10 protein-coding genes and 1 tRNA gene are annotated in these 16,928 nt (G+C 57.1%); 7 read left to right on the top strand and 4 right to left on the bottom strand.

Features of this window, described 5'->3' with window-relative positions:
• Positions 1-105 precede the first annotated feature (105 nt).
• Together ACP15F_RS09685 and ACP15F_RS09690 are read right to left on the bottom strand one after the other, a co-directional pair.
• Positions 106-1,530 carry a TolC family outer membrane protein gene (locus ACP15F_RS09685; protein WP_424940597.1) on the bottom strand — a complete coding sequence of 475 codons (1,425 nt, stop codon included), beginning with the start codon at positions 1,528-1,530 and terminating at the stop codon, positions 106-108.
• Between the two features lie 45 nt (positions 1,531-1,575).
• Positions 1,576-2,229 (bottom strand): protein-L-isoaspartate O-methyltransferase family protein, encoded by a 654-nt coding sequence (locus tag ACP15F_RS09690; protein ID WP_424940598.1) that lies wholly within the window; start codon positions 2,227-2,229, stop codon positions 1,576-1,578.
• Positions 2,230-2,429: 200 nt separating this feature from the next.
• Between ACP15F_RS09690 and ACP15F_RS09695 the strand changes: the two genes are divergently transcribed.
• A tRNA-Cys gene (locus ACP15F_RS09695) sits at positions 2,430-2,503 on the top strand.
• A 356-nt stretch (positions 2,504-2,859) separates the two neighbouring features.
• Here the strand turns inward: ACP15F_RS09695 and ACP15F_RS09700 are convergent.
• Complete coding sequence (locus ACP15F_RS09700) at positions 2,860-3,819, bottom strand: NAD(P)-dependent alcohol dehydrogenase (protein WP_424940599.1); 960 nt, start codon at positions 3,817-3,819, stop codon at positions 2,860-2,862.
• Positions 3,820-3,962: 143 nt separating this feature from the next.
• Between ACP15F_RS09700 and ACP15F_RS09705 the strand changes: the two genes are divergently transcribed.
• The 6 genes from ACP15F_RS09705 (at position 3,963) to ACP15F_RS09730 (ending at position 15,857) form a co-directional block, all read left to right on the top strand.
• On the top strand, positions 3,963-4,949 hold the full coding sequence (locus ACP15F_RS09705; RefSeq protein WP_424940600.1) for an NAD(P)-dependent alcohol dehydrogenase: 987 nt from the start codon (positions 3,963-3,965) through the stop codon (positions 4,947-4,949).
• Between the two features lie 44 nt (positions 4,950-4,993).
• Positions 4,994-5,722, top strand: coding sequence for an ABC transporter ATP-binding protein (locus tag ACP15F_RS09710; RefSeq protein WP_424940601.1), 729 nt, complete (start codon positions 4,994-4,996; stop codon positions 5,720-5,722).
• Positions 5,719-8,082 carry an FtsX-like permease family protein gene (locus tag ACP15F_RS09715; protein WP_424940602.1) on the top strand — a complete coding sequence of 788 codons (2,364 nt, stop codon included), beginning with the start codon at positions 5,719-5,721 and terminating at the stop codon, positions 8,080-8,082. Before ACP15F_RS09710 ends, ACP15F_RS09715 begins: the two co-directional genes overlap by 4 nt.
• 5 nt (positions 8,083-8,087) lie before the next feature.
• On the top strand, positions 8,088-9,317 hold the full coding sequence (locus ACP15F_RS09720) for an efflux RND transporter periplasmic adaptor subunit (protein ID WP_424940603.1): 1,230 nt from the start codon (positions 8,088-8,090) through the stop codon (positions 9,315-9,317).
• Positions 9,318-10,044: 727 nt separating this feature from the next.
• Positions 10,045-12,963, top strand: a complete 2,919-nt coding sequence (locus ACP15F_RS09725) for an acetoacetate decarboxylase family protein (protein ID WP_424940604.1) — start codon at positions 10,045-10,047, stop codon at positions 12,961-12,963.
• 89 nt (positions 12,964-13,052) lie between these two features.
• Positions 13,053-15,857, top strand: a complete 2,805-nt coding sequence (locus ACP15F_RS09730) for an ATP-binding protein (RefSeq protein ID WP_424940605.1) — start codon at positions 13,053-13,055, stop codon at positions 15,855-15,857.
• Positions 15,858-16,167: 310 nt separating this feature from the next.
• On the opposite strand, the gene ACP15F_RS09735 is transcribed toward ACP15F_RS09730, so the two are convergent.
• Positions 16,168-16,824, bottom strand: coding sequence for a Crp/Fnr family transcriptional regulator (locus tag ACP15F_RS09735; RefSeq protein WP_424940606.1), 657 nt, complete (start codon positions 16,822-16,824; stop codon positions 16,168-16,170).
• Positions 16,825-16,928: the final 104 nt, after the last annotated feature.

Below are 16,928 nucleotides of genomic sequence, written 5' to 3' on the forward strand. Positions count from 1 at the left end.
ACTGCCGCCAGATTAGCCAGTTCAGCCAGACCAGACAACAGTCTGAAGTAGAAACACGCAGCGAAGAGGCAAAACTTACACGTCGCTTAAGCCTCAAAAAGCGCTTTATTTCTTGCCCAACGCCTCGAGAACAAGGTCCAGACGCTCGCCCTGCGGGCTGACACGACGGACCGGAGCGGACTGGACAGCGTTATAATACGCTTCAGGGTCATAGGTGACGACGCCGAGATTTAGATGCTCTGCCGTCAGAAGACCCATCGAAGACAACAGCGAATAGACCGCGAAGTACTGATTCGACTGTGCCGTAATGCGGGCGGCTTCGGCGTTCAGCAGTTCTTGCTCGGCGTTCAGAACATCAAGCGTGGTCCGCGAACCAAGCGAGGCTTCCTCGCGGGCGCCACGCAAAGCCACCCGGCTGGCGCGGATCTGGCGGTCGGTCGCCTGAAGCGACGCTGATGCGATGGCCAACTGTGCCCACGCATTGGCGACGCCTTGATCAACAGCGATACGAGTCTGATGTAGCCCCGAACGGGCGGCTTCAGATTGCGCGATGGCTTTACGGTACTCAGCAGACAGGCGGCCACCGGCATAAATGGTGCCCTGAAGTGTCACCCCGACCGAATGGGAATACAGATCGCCCGTTTGGAACGATCCGTTCTGGAAACGGGTCGCCCCATCTTTGGTCCAGGACGACTGCGCCTGCCCCAAGATCGATGGTTTCATCCCGTCCTTCGAGATAGCAACGCCCAGATCCGAAGCCGCCACATTGTGCTGAGCGGCCAGAATGTTCGGGTGGCGGTCACGGGCAACTGCCTGTGCGGCCTCGACAGTCTTGGCGGTCATGGGCGGCGCGGGCGGTGCGCTGAGTGTCGTTGGGTAGTGACCCGTCACGGCCTTGTATTCCTCGCGCGCAATCTCAAGATTACCGCGGGCCGAGGCTTCGTTCGCGCGGGCCGCTGCCAGACGTGCGCGGGCCAAAGCCACGTCAGTCTGAGTTACCTCACCCACTTCGAAACGATCGTTGGCGGCGCGCAGTTCTTGCGTCAGAACCCGTACCGAGTTGCTTTGCAATTGTGCATTTTCGACCGCAGAACGGACATTCAAATAGGCCTGAACTGCGCGCAGAAGTACCTGCTGCTCGACCCCGACGAGGCTGTCACGGGTGGCCAGAACCAGTTGCTTTTGAAGCTCGATCGCTTTCTTGCTGCGACCGAAGTCAAAAATCAGAATGTTGGCGGTCAATGTCGCAGTGGTCCGCCATCCGGTATTGTTTGGAATTCCGGTATCCGGGTCCGCAAAGGTCTGGTTCAGCGCGTAAGTCAATGACGGGCGCAGGGCCGAGCGGGCAATGGCTACATCTTCGTCGGCAGCACGCAAGGTCGCACGGTTCTGTTCCAGAAGACCACTGCTTTTGTAGGCAGACGCCATCGCATCAGAGAGGCTTTCGGCATAAGCCGCCGGCGCAGCGACAAGAGCACAGGCAGCAGCAATGGCCAGACCCGTCAGCTTTGATTTGAACCCAGTACGCATGTTACTCTCCAGCCTCTCAAAATCAGTGTAGGCGTTTTGCCGTTGTCAAAGCGCGAATTCGCGTGGCGCTTCAAACCCAGCCACTACGGGGGCCCCAGCGCTGAAATTCGGCCGCCAGACCATATCCCCATCAATCTTATACCCGATTTTCACGGTGCCCAACATCCCTTCGGCAAAGATGCAGGCGATGCGCCCGCCATCCTTAAGCTGCTCCAGCAGGCCTGCCGGCACAGTTTCCACCGCGCCCTGCACCATGATCACGTCATAGGGGCCGTTCTTTTTATTGCCGTCAGCAAGTGAACCCGCGACGACCGCCACGTTATCCACGCCCTGTGCCGACAGAATGCCCTGCGCTTCATTGGCGCGGTCCTCTGTTTCTTCCACAGCGATTACGAATTCCGCCAGCCGCGCCAAAATGGCTGCGCTGTAGCCCAGGCCACAACCCAGGTCCAATACCAGCTCGTCCGGTTGTACGTTCAACGCATCCAGCATCTTGGCCAGTGTGCGCGGCTCAAGCATCACGCGACCATCATCAAGATCGATGTTCTCGCCCACATAAGCGGCCTCGCGCTTACCGTCCGGCACATATTCCTCGCGCGCGACATTCAACATCGCATCAATGATCGGGAACTTTGTAACATCCGAAGGACGCACCTGCGTGTCGACCATCATGGTACGGCGTGCGGCGAAATCTGTCATGGCGGGCCTATGTTTCTGGGATCTTTATTATCTCTTGCCACAACTAGGCCTGTGGCTGCAATCCTGCAAGGTGGTGGGACCGTATTGATCGCTTGATCAGACGATTTATGAAACCTGTGCCGGAAAATCACACTTCCAACCGCGAAACCGGGCTGGACATCCCCCCAAGATTGGCGCTAGAGAACCCCCACACCACGGATGGCGAGTTGGCGGAGTGGTGACGCAGCGGATTGCAAATCCGTGTACACCGGTTCGATTCCGGTACTCGCCTCCACAAAAAATCCGAAAGTCAGATAAGAGTACACCACCCGGTGGGTGGCTTTCGTCTTTTGAGTCGCACAAATTATCACATTCCGCATTGTTCGCCTTTGTCGGACCTCACTTAAAACCAAATGGCCGACATGCTGAACAGCACGAGGAGCATCGTTATGGCAGACGACCGCCACAGCTTTGTTGGGTTTTCCACGAGCATCATTTGGTGCCCCTGCCGTCGCAGATTTTTGACCGAACTCCGCGGCGGACTGGGGCTGTTTGACACCGGAATTGGTCCGGCGATCATGTCCGACACGCACCAAATCAAACTGTCGGTGAGGCGGGCTATGTGCCGTGCGTCAAACGTGTGTGTTTGCGTCAGTCGAGACCCGGCTTGATGACGATTTTACCCAACACCTTGCCTTTTCCCGTACGTGCCAATGCATCTGGCACCGATGAGAAAGGAAGCACCGCTTCGACATGAGGTACGATCCGGCCTTGGGTCGCGTATTCGGCGACACGGCGTGTCAGGTCCTGACCGGATGGAACCAAGAGCATCTTGATCGATTTATTTCGCGACAAGAGCCACCCCCCGAACACGATGGAGAGGAGTGTGGGCACGCCTCCACCCAAGGCCAGATAGGTCCCTCCTTCGGCGAGCGCTCGGGAAATCTGGCGCGGTCCGCGGGTGGCGACCATATCGAGTATCCGGTCCCATTTCTTGCCCGTCTCAGTGAAGTTCACCTTTGTATAGTCGATGGTTTCATCGGCCCTTAGTCGTGTGAGCCATTCAACCTTTCCAGCATTGTCTACCGCCGTCACATGCACCCCGGCCGCCTGTGCCAACTGCATTGCCATCGTGCCTGATCCGCCCCCGGCACCGTTAATCAGCAGCCGATCGCCCGCGGACAAACCGTCAGTCCCTGCCACGGCGATGCCACCAGCCTGCGGCAGACAGGCAGCGACGTCATCAGACAGGGAATCGGGGACGATCACCGTTTCGTCTGCGGGAACACAGGCATAATCGGCGAACCCGCCGCGTGTCATAACATAGTCCCCCATAACCCGTTGCCCGATTTCGAAACCACTGACGCCCTCGCCCAGTTTGTCGACAACGCCGACAATGTCCGAGCCCAGAACCGGCACCTTGGGTTTGAACAGTCCTCCGACCGTCCGCACCCATGCTGGTGAGCCGGTAAGATATTCCCAATCAGACAAGTTTACTGCGCAGGCCAAAACCTTGACCCGTATTTCCCCTTTGGCGGGCTCGGGCATGTCGATCACTGACAGCCGGAGCCGATCGGGACCACCATAGCGGTCATAAACAACGGCTTTCATGTTCTATTCCTTATTTCAAATTCTGGCATGTCGATCCCTTCCAAGCCAGCTTGGCCCGTTTTCGACAGGCGGCCCGTGACCCAGACAGTTTCGCATTTGTCCACCAGAGCTGCTAGACTTCCAGCATGATAGCAGATCCGACCATGAAAGCCGCAGTGATCACTGGCTATGGCTCTCCGGACCGTCTGGAAGTGCGCGATGTCCCGCGTCCGCAACCAGCGAAGAACGAAGTGCGGGTGCAGATCCATACCAGTACGGTCAACCGAACAGATACGGCCACATTGCGTGCGCATCCGTTCTTCATGCGCGCCATTACCGGCCTGTTTAGACCTAAGATGCAATCGTTAGGTATGGACTTTGCTGGGGTTATTGACGCGCTTGGGGCTGACGTGTCGTCGTTTCAGGTGGGTGATCGCGTCTTCGGGATGTCGTCCGAACGCTTCGGGGCGCATGCCGAATTCCTCTGCATTCCGGCTGACGAGGCAATAGTCCATATTCCAAAGGGCATTCCCTTCGAGCAGGCCGTCGCCGGGGAAGGTGCTTGGTATGCACACGGCACGACCAAGCTTTTGGCGGAAGGCCAGCGCTGTCTGATCTACGGCGCCTCAGGGGCTATCGGGACGGCAGCGGTTCAGCTTGCCAAAGCCAATGGCGCCTATGTGGTTGCAGTCGTAGGAACCCGCCATACAAGCCTGGCCAAAGCGTTGGGTGCGGACCGGGTCGTAAACTATGAAAGAGAAGACTTCACCGCAATCGGAGAGACTTTCGATCTGGTTTTTGATGCGGTTGGCAAGACTTCTCGGGGCGCATGCCGCCCGCTGATGAAGACTGACGCGATCTATTGCGCAACCGACATGGGGCCTTATTGGTCCAATATGCTGCTTGGCATCTGGTTCGGGCTAACGGGAAGCAAACGGGTGCGCATCCCGTTTCCCGAAGACGCTCCGGAATTCATTCAGTACCTCGCTGATTTGATGGCTCACGGAAAATACCGGGGCGTATTCGACCGTACATATCCTCTTGAGGAAATTACTTCTGCTTTTCAATATGTTGAAACAGAACAGAAGACCGGGATCGTGTCGGTGGAAATTCTGGGCCAACAAGGGCAGACCGATAGTCCACACCCTTGACTTCGATCAATATTGTGCAGCCGATACTCGTGGTAAGATGCATCATGGAGCAGACGCGTGAAATAGAAGCAAAGCTCGCCTTCAAGGTCGAGAGTTTGACAAAGACCTATGGCGAGGGCCATTCGGCAGTTCACGCACTAAGAGGCGCTGATCTAGCGATTGAAGACGGCGAAATAGTTGTTTTGCTCGGGCCATCTGGAAGCGGGAAATCTACACTTCTGAACATCTTGGGAGGGCTGGACCGCGCCACGTCTGGCTCGGTTCAATTTCGCGATCAGGATCTTACCAAGATGGATGACCGCGCGCTTACATATTACCGCCGCCGCCATGTTGGGTTTGTCTTTCAATTCTATAATCTGATGCCAAGCTTGACCGCGCGCGAGAACGTAGAGCTTGTCACCGAAATTGCTGAAAACCCGATCAGCGCAGAACAGGCGCTCGAGCTTGTCGGGCTAACCAAGCGCATCGATCATTTCCCAGCACAACTGTCTGGGGGGGAACAACAACGGGTCGCCATTGCCCGCGCCGTGGCAAAGCAACCAGATGTGCTGTTTTGTGACGAACCCACAGGGGCTTTGGACAGTGCAACGGGCCGTGCGGTGTTGAGGGTCATTCAGGATGTCAACGAAGCTTTGGGCACGACCGTGTTGCTCATCACCCATGCTGCAGCAACGGCTGCCATGGCCGATCGGGTCATTCACTTTGCAGATGGCCAAATCCACAAGGTCGAGCTGAACGAAAACCGCCTTTCCGCCGAGGAGATTCACTGGTGACCCCGCTGCATGCCAAACTCATGCGCGATCTTTGGCGGATCAAGGCGCAAGCGGCGGCGATCATGATGGTGATTGCAATCGGTGTTGCTCTGCAAATCATGATGTCAGGGTTCGTGTCATCGCTTACCTTAACCCGCGACGCTTACTACGAACGCCATCAACTTGCGGACGTGTTTGCACCCGTCGTGCGTGCCCCCAATTATGTCGCAAGCCGGCTGGCTGACATCCCCGGTGTGCGCACGGTCGAGACACGGCTTTCCAGCATGGCATCGACCACTGTGGCGACCCGCGAGTTTTCGGTCTCGATGCAGGTGCTGTCTTTACCGTTGCATGGGCGGCGGCACCTGAATGAAGTGCGCCTGACACAGGGGCGGTTGCCCGATGCACAACGGCCCGATGAAATCCTGCTGCTTGAAAGCTTCGCGACCGCCCACAGTATTGTGCCCGGAACGCGCCTTGAGGTTACGCTGAACGGGGTACGCCGCTGGTATGATGTGGTGGGCACAGCACAATCGCCCGAGTTCATCTATTTCGCAGCTCCCGGAGAGTTCATCCCGGACGACGCACGGTTTGGTGTGATCTGGATGGGCAGGCCCGCGCTCGCAGCGGCTATGGACCTTGAGGGTGCCTTCAACGAGGCGCTGGTTTCGCTTCTGCGGGGGGCGAATAAAGCTGCAGTGCTTGATCAAATTGACCGAGTCCTGGATCCGTTTGGGGCGCCCGGGGCCTTTGGGCTTGAGGATTTCTCGTCTGATCGCTTCCTCAGCGAAGAAATCTCAGGGCTCGAGGTCACTTCCAGCACCGTGCCGCCTGTTTTCATGTTGGTGGCTGCGTTCCTTCTTTATATCGTCATCAGTCGAATGATTACCGCAGAGCGCGAAGAGATTGGGCTGCTCAGGGCTTTTGGCTATTCGAAACAAGAAGTTGCCAGCCACTACCTGCAACTGGCCCTGTTCATAGCCGTGACCGGTGCTGCGTTGGGCTGCCTTTTGGGCGTGGTCCTTGGGCGCTCGATGGTCCCGATTTACACGACCTATTACAAGCTACCATTCTTGTTGTTCCGGCTTGAATTCACATCCTTTGCGTCTGGATTGCTGATGAGTATCCTTGTCGCCTCGCTGGGTGGGGTTTGGGCCCTAAGAGCAATCTTCCAACTGACAGCCGCCGAGGCAATGCGCCCGCCCACCCCTCCAGATTTTTCGCACTCGATTTCATTTCGCAAAGGTTTGATCGCACGTTTGGACCAACCCACACGCATGGTCCTTAGACGCTTGTTGCGCCAACCTTGGCGTATGCTGGGGGCAGTGGTCGGCATCGCTTCCGGTATGGCACTAAGTTTGGGCATGTTGATCATTTACGAGGGGTTTGACGTCGCCATCGATCAGACCTTCAACGTCGTAGATCGATCCGATGCCACCGTCAGCTTTGTTCAAAATGCCCCCATGCGGGCCGTCTATGATCTGAAAGGAATGACCGGTGTTTCCCATGCCGAGCCTGTCCGCTTTGTCCCGGTTGTGTTCCGAAATGGCCTTCGGACGTACAGGGGATCTATCACAGGGTTGTCCGACAACCCGGTATTGAACCGCGCTCTGAATGCGGATTTACGCCCGATTGCGATGCCACAGCATGGTATCATTTTGTCCACACCCTTGGCTGACATTTTGGATGTTGGTGTCGGGGACACCCTGACATTGGAGATCCGGGAAGGACACCGGGCCAAAGTGACAACGCAGGTCGCAGGTATCGCCAAAAGCCTTTTGGGCGCACCGGCCTATATGGACTTGAGATCCTTGGGGCGACAAATTGGTGATCCAGATCGTTTCTCGGCGGCTTACATCTCAATTCAAGACGGTTGGCGGTCCAAAGTTTATGCAAACCTCAAGGACATGCCCGCCGTTGCAGGTATCAGCCTGCGCAGTGAAGCCGAAGAGGCCTTTAAAAAGGTTATGGATGAGGGGGCTGGGTCCGCGCGTTTCATTATGGGGGTCATGGCCTTCGCTATCACCTTCGGGATCGTCTATAACGTGGCGCGGGTGGCGCAGGACGAAAGTGCGCGCGATCTGGCCAGCTTGCGCGTCATGGGGTTCAGACATTCGGAAGCCGCCTTCGTGCTGTTGGGGGAGCTGGCGGTGGTGACATTGTTGGCCTTGCCCCTTGGCTTATTGATTGGCACGGGGCTTTCACATCTGATTGCTCAGGGGTTCTCGACCGATCTTTACCAAATTCCGGTCGTTTTTGCGCCGAAAGCCTATGGCAGCTCCATCTCGGTTGTGGTGGGCGCTGCCGCGTTCTCAGGCTGGCTTGTGCAGCGCAAAATACGGTCCACTGATATCACTCTAGCCCTTAAAACAAGAGAGTAACTGGAATGCAAAAACACGCGAAACTCTCTCGAAACGTCCTGATAATTGCGGTTGTCGCTTTTGTTGGCGCCGCGATCATTGCGCTTCTTATGCCAAAGCCAATTCCTGTTGATTTTGGCGATGTGCAGCGGGGGCCGTTGGAGGTCACCATCGTCGAAGAGGGGCGCACAAGCGTCCGAGAGACTTACATCGTCTCAACTCCCGTCGCCGGTAGGCTGCTACGCGTTAGGGTCCACCCCGGAGATGTGGTCACCAACCGAGAAACGGTGGTCGCACGGATGCTTCCCACCAATCCGGCGGTTTTGGACAGTCGCACACGCGAACAAGCCACAGCCGCTGTAGAGGCCGCTGCGGCGGCAGTTCAGCTTGCCAAAGCAAATCTGGACGCGGCCCTTGCCAATGAAGAGCTAGCCAATTCCGAAGTCGAGCGCTCCCGCGCGCTTTATAACAGTGGCATTGCAAGCAAAGCCACGCTGGACCGCGCTGAAAGTGCGTGGCGCGCCAGCCGGGCCAGCAGCGCCACAGCGGAAGCGTCCATACTGATGCGCGAAGCCGAGTTGGCAAATGCACAGGCAATCCTTGTGGGCCAGGACGACCTTGGCTCGACAAATGTAGGGTCGGACAGCAATGCGCAGGAAATCCCGCTTTTGTCTCCGATTGACGGACGTATTCTGCAGGTCTTTCAAGAAAGCGAGACAGTGCTGCCCGCTGGCGCACCCATCATGGAAATTGGCGACATCGCATCGGATCTAGAAGTCATCGTCAACGTGATCTCTTCGGATGCAGTCAGGGTCACTGTGGGCGACAAGGTTATCCTTCGCGATTGGGGACAGGACAACGAACTTCGTGGTGTTGTCACGCGTGTTGATCCGTATGGCGTCACCAAAGCATCCGCCTTGGGCATTGAAGAACAACGCGTACGCATTGAAATCGAAATTCAAAGCCCACCCGAAGACCGCGCAGGGCTGGGCCATGGCTATCGTTTGGAAGCGGCCATCGTCGTGTGGCAGTCAGAAGATGTACTCTCGGTCCCAACCAGCGCACTGTTCCGAACCAATGGAAACTGGTCGGTTTTCAGGGTCAATCAAGGCGTGGCTGAATTGACCAGCGTCGAGATCGCGAATGGCAACGGAATCTATACCGAGGTACAGCAAGGCTTGGGCGAAGGTGACGTCGTCATCTTGTATCCCTCTGCAATTGTTGAAGATGGAAGCCGGGTCGAGAAGAGGCAGTAGGCGCGAGCCGAGTTGATCGCGGCCCGATCAGAACCCTGCCTGCAGATGAACTCGTGATCGACCCCACCACGACGATGATTGCCGAAAGGCAGAGTGTTGAGCAGTTGGCGACATGCATCACGCCTGCAGCCTTTCCGGCAGCGAGCTACGTGGCCGTCACCTGCATCGTCTGCCCCGACCGACGGCGGAGTGGGATAACGGCGACGATACCGTAACACTGCATACTCTGATCCGTTTCATTCGAGATTGCTGGAACGGATGGTGATCCCCCGAGCAACAAAATCGTCTTGCTTGATGTGGTGCAGTTTACCCGAAACCTCAAATGGAACCGCGCATAGCGGCTCTCTGACCGGCAGCGTTGCGGACGAACCTGTCATTGCAGGTGGTGGGGACGACCTGATCGCAATCTCGTTTGATGATGTAAGCGGGGCATTGGCCCCACTGGCCAATGGTGCTGTCACAGCCCCCGAGTCGCGTAACGTAGACAGACCGCTTATTCGTTAGAATAGTAATTCCCATACAGTCGGGCTGCGCGCTACGGATGCAGGCAGAAAATACTTTTCCACCATTGATTGCTTAACACTGAAAAATAATCGCTTTGCGCCTGTATTTCGAAGCGAACCATGTTGGCGGATTAGCCCGCATCGGCAATGGTTAACAATAGTTTACCAAGATCATCAGTTTGTAACGATCACTTTCAACAGCATCAGTTTATTGGGGACATGGGATGGAGAAGAAGAAGATCGCCGTGATCGGTGGCGGTGTAGGGGCCATGACAGCCGTATATGCCATTACGCAGACTGCCGATTGGGACAAAAAATATGACATAACCGTCTATCAGCTTGGATGGCGGACAGGTGGGAAAGGCGCCAGCGGGCGCAACGCTGAGTTTGGGCAGCGCATTGAAGAACACGGCCTGCACGTCTGGGCCGGTTTTTATCAGAACGCCTTTCGCAACATGCGCCATTGTTATGAACAGATGGTCGAACTGGGTTTGCGCAAGAAAAGCGACCCACTTGGCACGATGGACAAGGCGTTCAAGCCGCTGTCGCATCTGTTTCTGGCCGAGAACGTCCCTACGGATGACCCAGATGGAAACCCTTGGCGCCCGTGGGTGATCGACCTGCCTAAAAACGACGAAGTTCCCGGGGACGAAACCAAGGTTCCTTCGCCTTTCGAGATGATGATGCGAGTTTTGCAGATCATGCTCGAGTTTCTACGGCGCGGCGAGCTTGAGGGCGGCGCGGACGGACCGCTTGGGATCGAAGTTCCCGACGGCCTTTTGGACCGGCACGAAAGCATCCTGTCACATCTGAAAGCTCTGCCCGGCGCTGGCCTTCCCGCAGGACCGCATAATTCGGACCTGCTGCTTGAGATCATCGAAGATGCTCAGGCCGAGGTACACAGCCAGCAGACTCCAGAAAACATGGCGCGTGACAGCGTGCGCCGCGGGCTGAACCTGTTGGATATCGGTCTGGGCTATATGCACGGGGTTGTCAGCTCGGACACGTTCACCAACGGCTATGACGTGCTTGACCAGTGGGAGTTTTCCGACTGGCTGCGCATGAACGGGGTCAGCGATCAGGCACTGAAATGGGTGTCGATCCGGGGCTGCTATGACTTCGTGTTCGGCTTTCCCATGGGCAACACCGAACGTCAGGGCGACACGGGCGCGGGCACGGCCTTACGTGCGATGACGCGACTGATCTTCACCTATTCCGGGGCAATCTTCCACAAGATGCAGGCCGGGATGGGCGACACGATCTTTGGTCCCTACTATCAGGTTCTGAAAGAGCTGGGCGTGAAGTTCGAGTTCTTCAACGCCGCCCGCAACCTGCATCTGGACGAGGACCGCACTCATGTCGAGCGCATCAGCATGGTGCGGCAGGCCAAGGTGAAATCTGGAAGCTATAACCCGCTGGTCGACGTAGACGGCCTGCCCTGCTGGCCGTCCGAACCCTTGTGGGATCAGCTCGAGGACGGCGCGCATCTGAAAGACAGCGGCATCGACTTTGAAAGCGAACGCACCCCACCCAAAGGCGAGGCCTATTCCTTGAAACGGGGCGAGGATTTTGACCTTCTAATCCTAGGCGCATCCATCGGGTCGCTTCCTTATATGTCGCAAGAACTGTCCATCGCGTCCGAGCGCTGGCGCAACATGCTGGACCGGGTCAAGACGGTCCCGACCCACGCGATGCAGCTGTGGATGAACAAAACCCCGAAACAGATGGGGTGGGAGAAGCTGGTCAAAGCGCATAACTCGCAAAAGTCGCTGCCTTCGTCCCCGATGCGGACAGTCATCACCGGCTTCGCCGAACCTCTGGACACGTGGGCGGACATGTCCCACCTGATCCCCCACGAAGATTGGGGGACGAACAAGCCAAGCTCGATTGCCTATTTCTGCTCGCCCGCGCCGGACGGAGAGGACATTCACGATTTTCGCGAAAACTTTGGTCGTTGGATGGACAAGGATCTGGTCAAGCTTTGGCCGGGAGCCGAAAAGGACGGCAAGTTTGATCGCAGCTTGCTGCATGAAAGTGAAGAGGCCGGGATCTACTCCCGCGTGAACATGTTCGGATCGGAACGCTATGTCTTGTCGGTCACCAACAGCGTCTATCACCGGCTGGCTCCGTCCCAAAGCGGCTTCGCTAACCTGTATCTGGCAGGCGACTGGACGCGCTGCGGGATGAATGCAGGCTGCGTCGAGGGCGCAACCATGTCCGGGATCGCCTGCGCGTCGGCAGTCACGGGTGAAAAGCTGTTGAACGTCGGTGCCGAAGACATCGCCCGCGAAGAAACCGTGTCGGAAAAGGCGATGTTCCAGACGAACTCGGTCACGGGGACGAAATGGCCACTTACCCCGTTCTTTGCACGGGGCGAGATGACGGGCGTCTTCATCTTCTATGAAGTCCCCCGCGCCGAGGTTCAGGCCATGCTTCCGCCAGGGATCGAGCTGGGACCAAGCCCCCTGACCCGACCGGGGTATCACCCTGTCGGTATGTCGTTCTGTAGCTATCACAACGTACGTGGGTCGTTCATTCCGGACTTTTTGGCGATGTCCCCGTATGGAGAGGCGACCTTTGCCATCCCCTATACCCGCACCGCCGAAGCGCGGCAGGCACCGCTGCTGTATCCGCGCAGGCTGTATGTAAACAGCAAGTCCGCCATCATGGCCGGCAAGGTGTTTTACGCGATGCCGAAGGTCTGGTCGGATATCAAACTGGAAAACACCCGCTTCACCGCGACAGGTGCACGCGGAATGAAGATCGAGGCCTGTTTCCAACAGCATATGGACCCCGACCCCCTGCCCGGCCATCCGGCACAGGGGGCAATCTCGAATCTGTTGAACATGACCTTCGTGACGCGCAATGCCTCGGGCCGTTTGTTCTACAACGCGTTCGACCTGCAATTGGACCGCGCCTATGTCGCCCCGGTGTCTGCCCAGATCGAAGTTAAAGACCCGGATCCTCAAGGTTTTCCAACAACTTCGTTTGACGCCGCGCCGCTTCAGTTGCAAACTGGTGAACGCCTTCCCGGTGCATTCCGGGTGTGGTGTTCGTGGGCGATGACCAATCCGCTGGACAGCAAGCGGGTACGTCACGCGGCCATGGCAAGAGAGTGGGTGCGTCAGAGGTCGATGAGGTGAATATGCTGGCAATGAATTGTATGTCATGCGCAGAACCGCTGCATGAAGGGGCGCGGTTTTGTAGTTCTTGCGGGACCGAGGTTATCGCTTTGGACGACAATCCCGAGCTGCGCATCCTGACCATTCAGTTCATTGATCTTGTCGGTTCGACGGCTTTTGCCAACTCGACCGAGCTTGAGACCTATGATGACACCATTGCCGCGTTTCATCAGCAGGTAAACGAAACGGTGGAAACCTATCGCGGCCGCGTGTTGCAGCGCTATGGCGACGGGGTGCTGTCCTGCTTCGGACTGGACCACGACGGCGAAGATTCAGCATTGTCGGCCATCGCATCAGGCCTGTCGATCGCCAAGGCAATTCCAGAACGGGTGAACGGGCTGCAGGTACGGGTCGGGATCGATACCGGCCAGATCATGTGTCGTGTGGGCCAACAAGGTGCCCTGTTTCCGCAGCTGACTGGGTTGCATGTAAACCGCGCCGCGCGTTTGCAAGAACAGGCGCCAACGGGCGGGGTCGTGATCTCGGGTCAGACCAAGTCATTCCTGTCGCGCTTGGCGCGGCTTGATGAAGCCACCCACGACACGCGCCTTCTGAAAGGGATCGACCAGCCGGTCGAGCTGATCGAAGTGACCGGCTTCCATTTTCAAGAAGATCACACAGAAGGCTCTGATCTGCTGGAGCGTGACAAAGAGCTTGCTCTGCTGCAGAACGACACCAGCCGCGCCCATGCGATTATTGGCCCGGCAGGCATCGGCAAAACCGTGCTTCTGGATGCCTTCAGCCGCACACAGAAAAACATCGGCACCATCAAGGTCGACGCCCGTGCGAACCTTCAGCAATCCCCGTTGTTCCCTGTCGCAGAAACCCTGCGGCGCGAGTTGGACCTTCAGGACCAGTCGTCGTTGTCAGAGCTGACAGAGCAGTTTCAGTCCATCGGAGTGACGTTGACGGATCAGGACGCCATGGTGATGGCAGGGTTGCTTGGATTATCGGTTGCCCAACCGGTGCTTCTGACACCCGAACAGCTACAATCGCGCAGGATCTCTTTGGCCACCCATGCGCTGGCGGGTTTGGCGCAAACGCGCACGGCAGCCCTGACATTTGATGACTTGCATTGGTTCGATGAAGACACAATCGCAGTGCTGCTGGCGCTGCTGCAAGCTGACGGAACTCCGCCACGCGTCGTTGTCACCAGCCGTCCCTCGGAAAAGATCGACACTCTGCTGGAAAACGCATCTATCGCGCCAATCCATTTGGCCCCCCTCAGCGATACCGCAGCGCAAGAAGCCCTGTCCGCCTATCCCGAGCTGGACGATGCAAAGCGCACACGGATTATCGAAGCGGCCGAGGGCAACCCCCTGTTCCTCGCTGCCCTCGCCACCCATGCGCGCCAGTTTTGGGACAAGGATGACACTCAGCAACTACCCCAAACGATCGAGGCCACATTCCAAGCCATCATCAACGGCTTTGGCGCATTGCGAGACGTGATCCAATGCGCATCAATCCTTGGGCGCGATTTCCAGCCTGCGCGGGTGGCGCATTTACTGCCGGAACGTCCCAACCTCGAGGACGAGTTGCGCGTTTTGACCATTCGCGGAATCTTCAATCCATTTGGTGAAGACGAACTGCTATTCGATCACATCCTGCTGCGCGACGCTGCATACGAGATGATCCCGGGCAAGCGTCGGCGCAAGCTTCACAAATCATTTGCTGACGCTATGCAAACCCATGACCCAGCCTATTGTGCTGCGTATCCGCATCTGATGGCGGACCACCGCATGGCGGCGCGCGACCACGAAAATCTGCCTGCGGCATGCATGGCTGCAGGCATTCACATGCTGATGGCTGTGAACTTCGACCAGTCGATGACCTATCTAGATCACGCGCGCACGGACATGGAAGATCAGGCCTCTCCCGCACTGGTTACACGCCCCGAATACCTTCCGGTCTTGTCGCTTCTGGCCAGCGCCACGGTTCAGCGCATGGGGTTCTCGCACCCCATCGTTTTGGAACGCTATCAGTTGCTAGAAGACGCTATTGCCCATGCCGAGGGCACCGATCGCCAACGCATGACCGCGCTCTATGGTCTGTTCGCCCATCGCATCATCAACGGACGCGTTCGCGAAAGCGGCGAGTATGTCGAGATGATGGAGAAGCTCGCACGCGACGGAGATGACGAACTGAAGGTCATGTGGCTGGTTAATGAAACCGCCCATGCGCTGTATTCGGGGCAGTTTGATCAAGCTGCCGACAGAAGCGTCGAGTTGAAATCCCTCTATCGGGTCGAAGATCACGGCCGCCTGTTCTTGGAACTGGGCGCAGATCCTCTGGCGTCTGTTTTGTCCGCAGATGCGCATGTGGCAAGCCGCAGTGGCGATCTTGAGGGGGCACAAGCTGCGATGTCACAGGCTCAGGAACATCTGAAGGCCATTGGGGCCATCGCACAGATACCGTGGATCCATATTTTTGGCGGACAGGCTCTGTTGGCAGGAGGGCATTTGGATCTGGCCGTGCAAGAGGTTCAGGCAGGGATCGAGATCGCCGACGAACAACAAGCACAGTTCTGGTCGCTAATCGGGCGTGTCTGGATGACGATCCTTCAAATCTATCAGGGCAACACGACTGAAACCCCTGCCATGCTGGAAATGCTGACCGAGCAAGCCAGCCTGATCGGGGCGGATCTGAACGCCCCCTTCTACAAGGCGGCCCTTGCGAAGGCCCATCTGACAAATGGTGCGTTGGATACAGCACATACGTTGCTGGAACAGGCTGAACTTTTGTCTGAATCTATGGGTGAGCACGAATGGAACAGCTCCATCCGCGAAGTTCGGACAGAGCTTTCACAACTTTCGTCTGGTGTGTCGGCGCCTCTGGACCTGAGAACCCAGAGTTGACGTAGCGCCTCACCACTCACGGCAGCCAATAATGGCACAACCAAACCCCGTCCGTCATCTGACAGGGGAAGACACTTAGGCGTCCCGAAGGCCGGGTCTAATTCTCACTCCAAAACGCCGTTGCCAGCGCCACCCAAAGCGAGCTCCATCTATCTAAGCGTGCTAAAATAACTTTCCCCAAAAGCTTTCAGCGTCTTCTCCTTTTGGATAGCACGCACCGATTGCCCCATCTGTGACGCACGTCACAGGTACGAAGAAAACTGCCGATTTCCGTACGTTTTCAATCTATTGGTGTGATCGTTCGAAAGCCTTAATAGTCGTCGCCCTGAGCCAGCTCTTGCAGGCGGGCTTGATCCTCGATCACGACCAACCCCTTTTCGAAACGCGCAATACCGTCGCGTGTCCACGCCTTGAGCTGTCGGTTTACGTTCTCACGCGTTAGGCCCGCATAGGCTCCTAGCCAGCTTTGGCTTGCTTTCACTGCAACTTGGCCCGTTTCTGTTTGCACAGCGGTTGGCAGAAGCCGAAGCAGGCACGCCGCAAGACGGGCTTGACCGCTCTGCATGGTCTGCACCTCGAACATCTCGGACGCATTGCGGGCTTTCTGACAAAGCGCTTCGATGACCAAGATGGCACTGTCAGGGTCTTCCCTGAACAACTGAAGCACATCGCCGCGTTGCACTTCGACAGCTTCCATGGCCTCTAGAGCGACCACATCCGCGCTGCGCGGACCACCATCCAGACAAGCGATATCTCCCAGCACGTCGCCCGCCGTGGCGACGCCCAGAATGGATTTCTGACCCAGTGCGGTGGTCACACTGACTTCGGCCGTACCTGATGAGACGATCAAAAGCGTCAGGCCTGGATCGCCAAAGCGGAACACCACATCTTTCTTCTTATAGACACGGGCGTGGCCGCGCTGGCGCAACCGATCCAGCGCCCCTGCGCCAAGAGAACTTAAAACCATGAAATCCCCGACTTAAGGTCTTCCCAGATTAGGGATCACCACAACAAGGTCAACCAAATGCCCGACGGGCCGATCAACTATTACGCGCCATCAACGCAAACAAA

It is taken from the genome of Aliiroseovarius sp. S253, assembly GCF_049800855.1.
In the GTDB taxonomy this organism is placed as follows: domain Bacteria; phylum Pseudomonadota; class Alphaproteobacteria; order Rhodobacterales; family Rhodobacteraceae; genus Aliiroseovarius.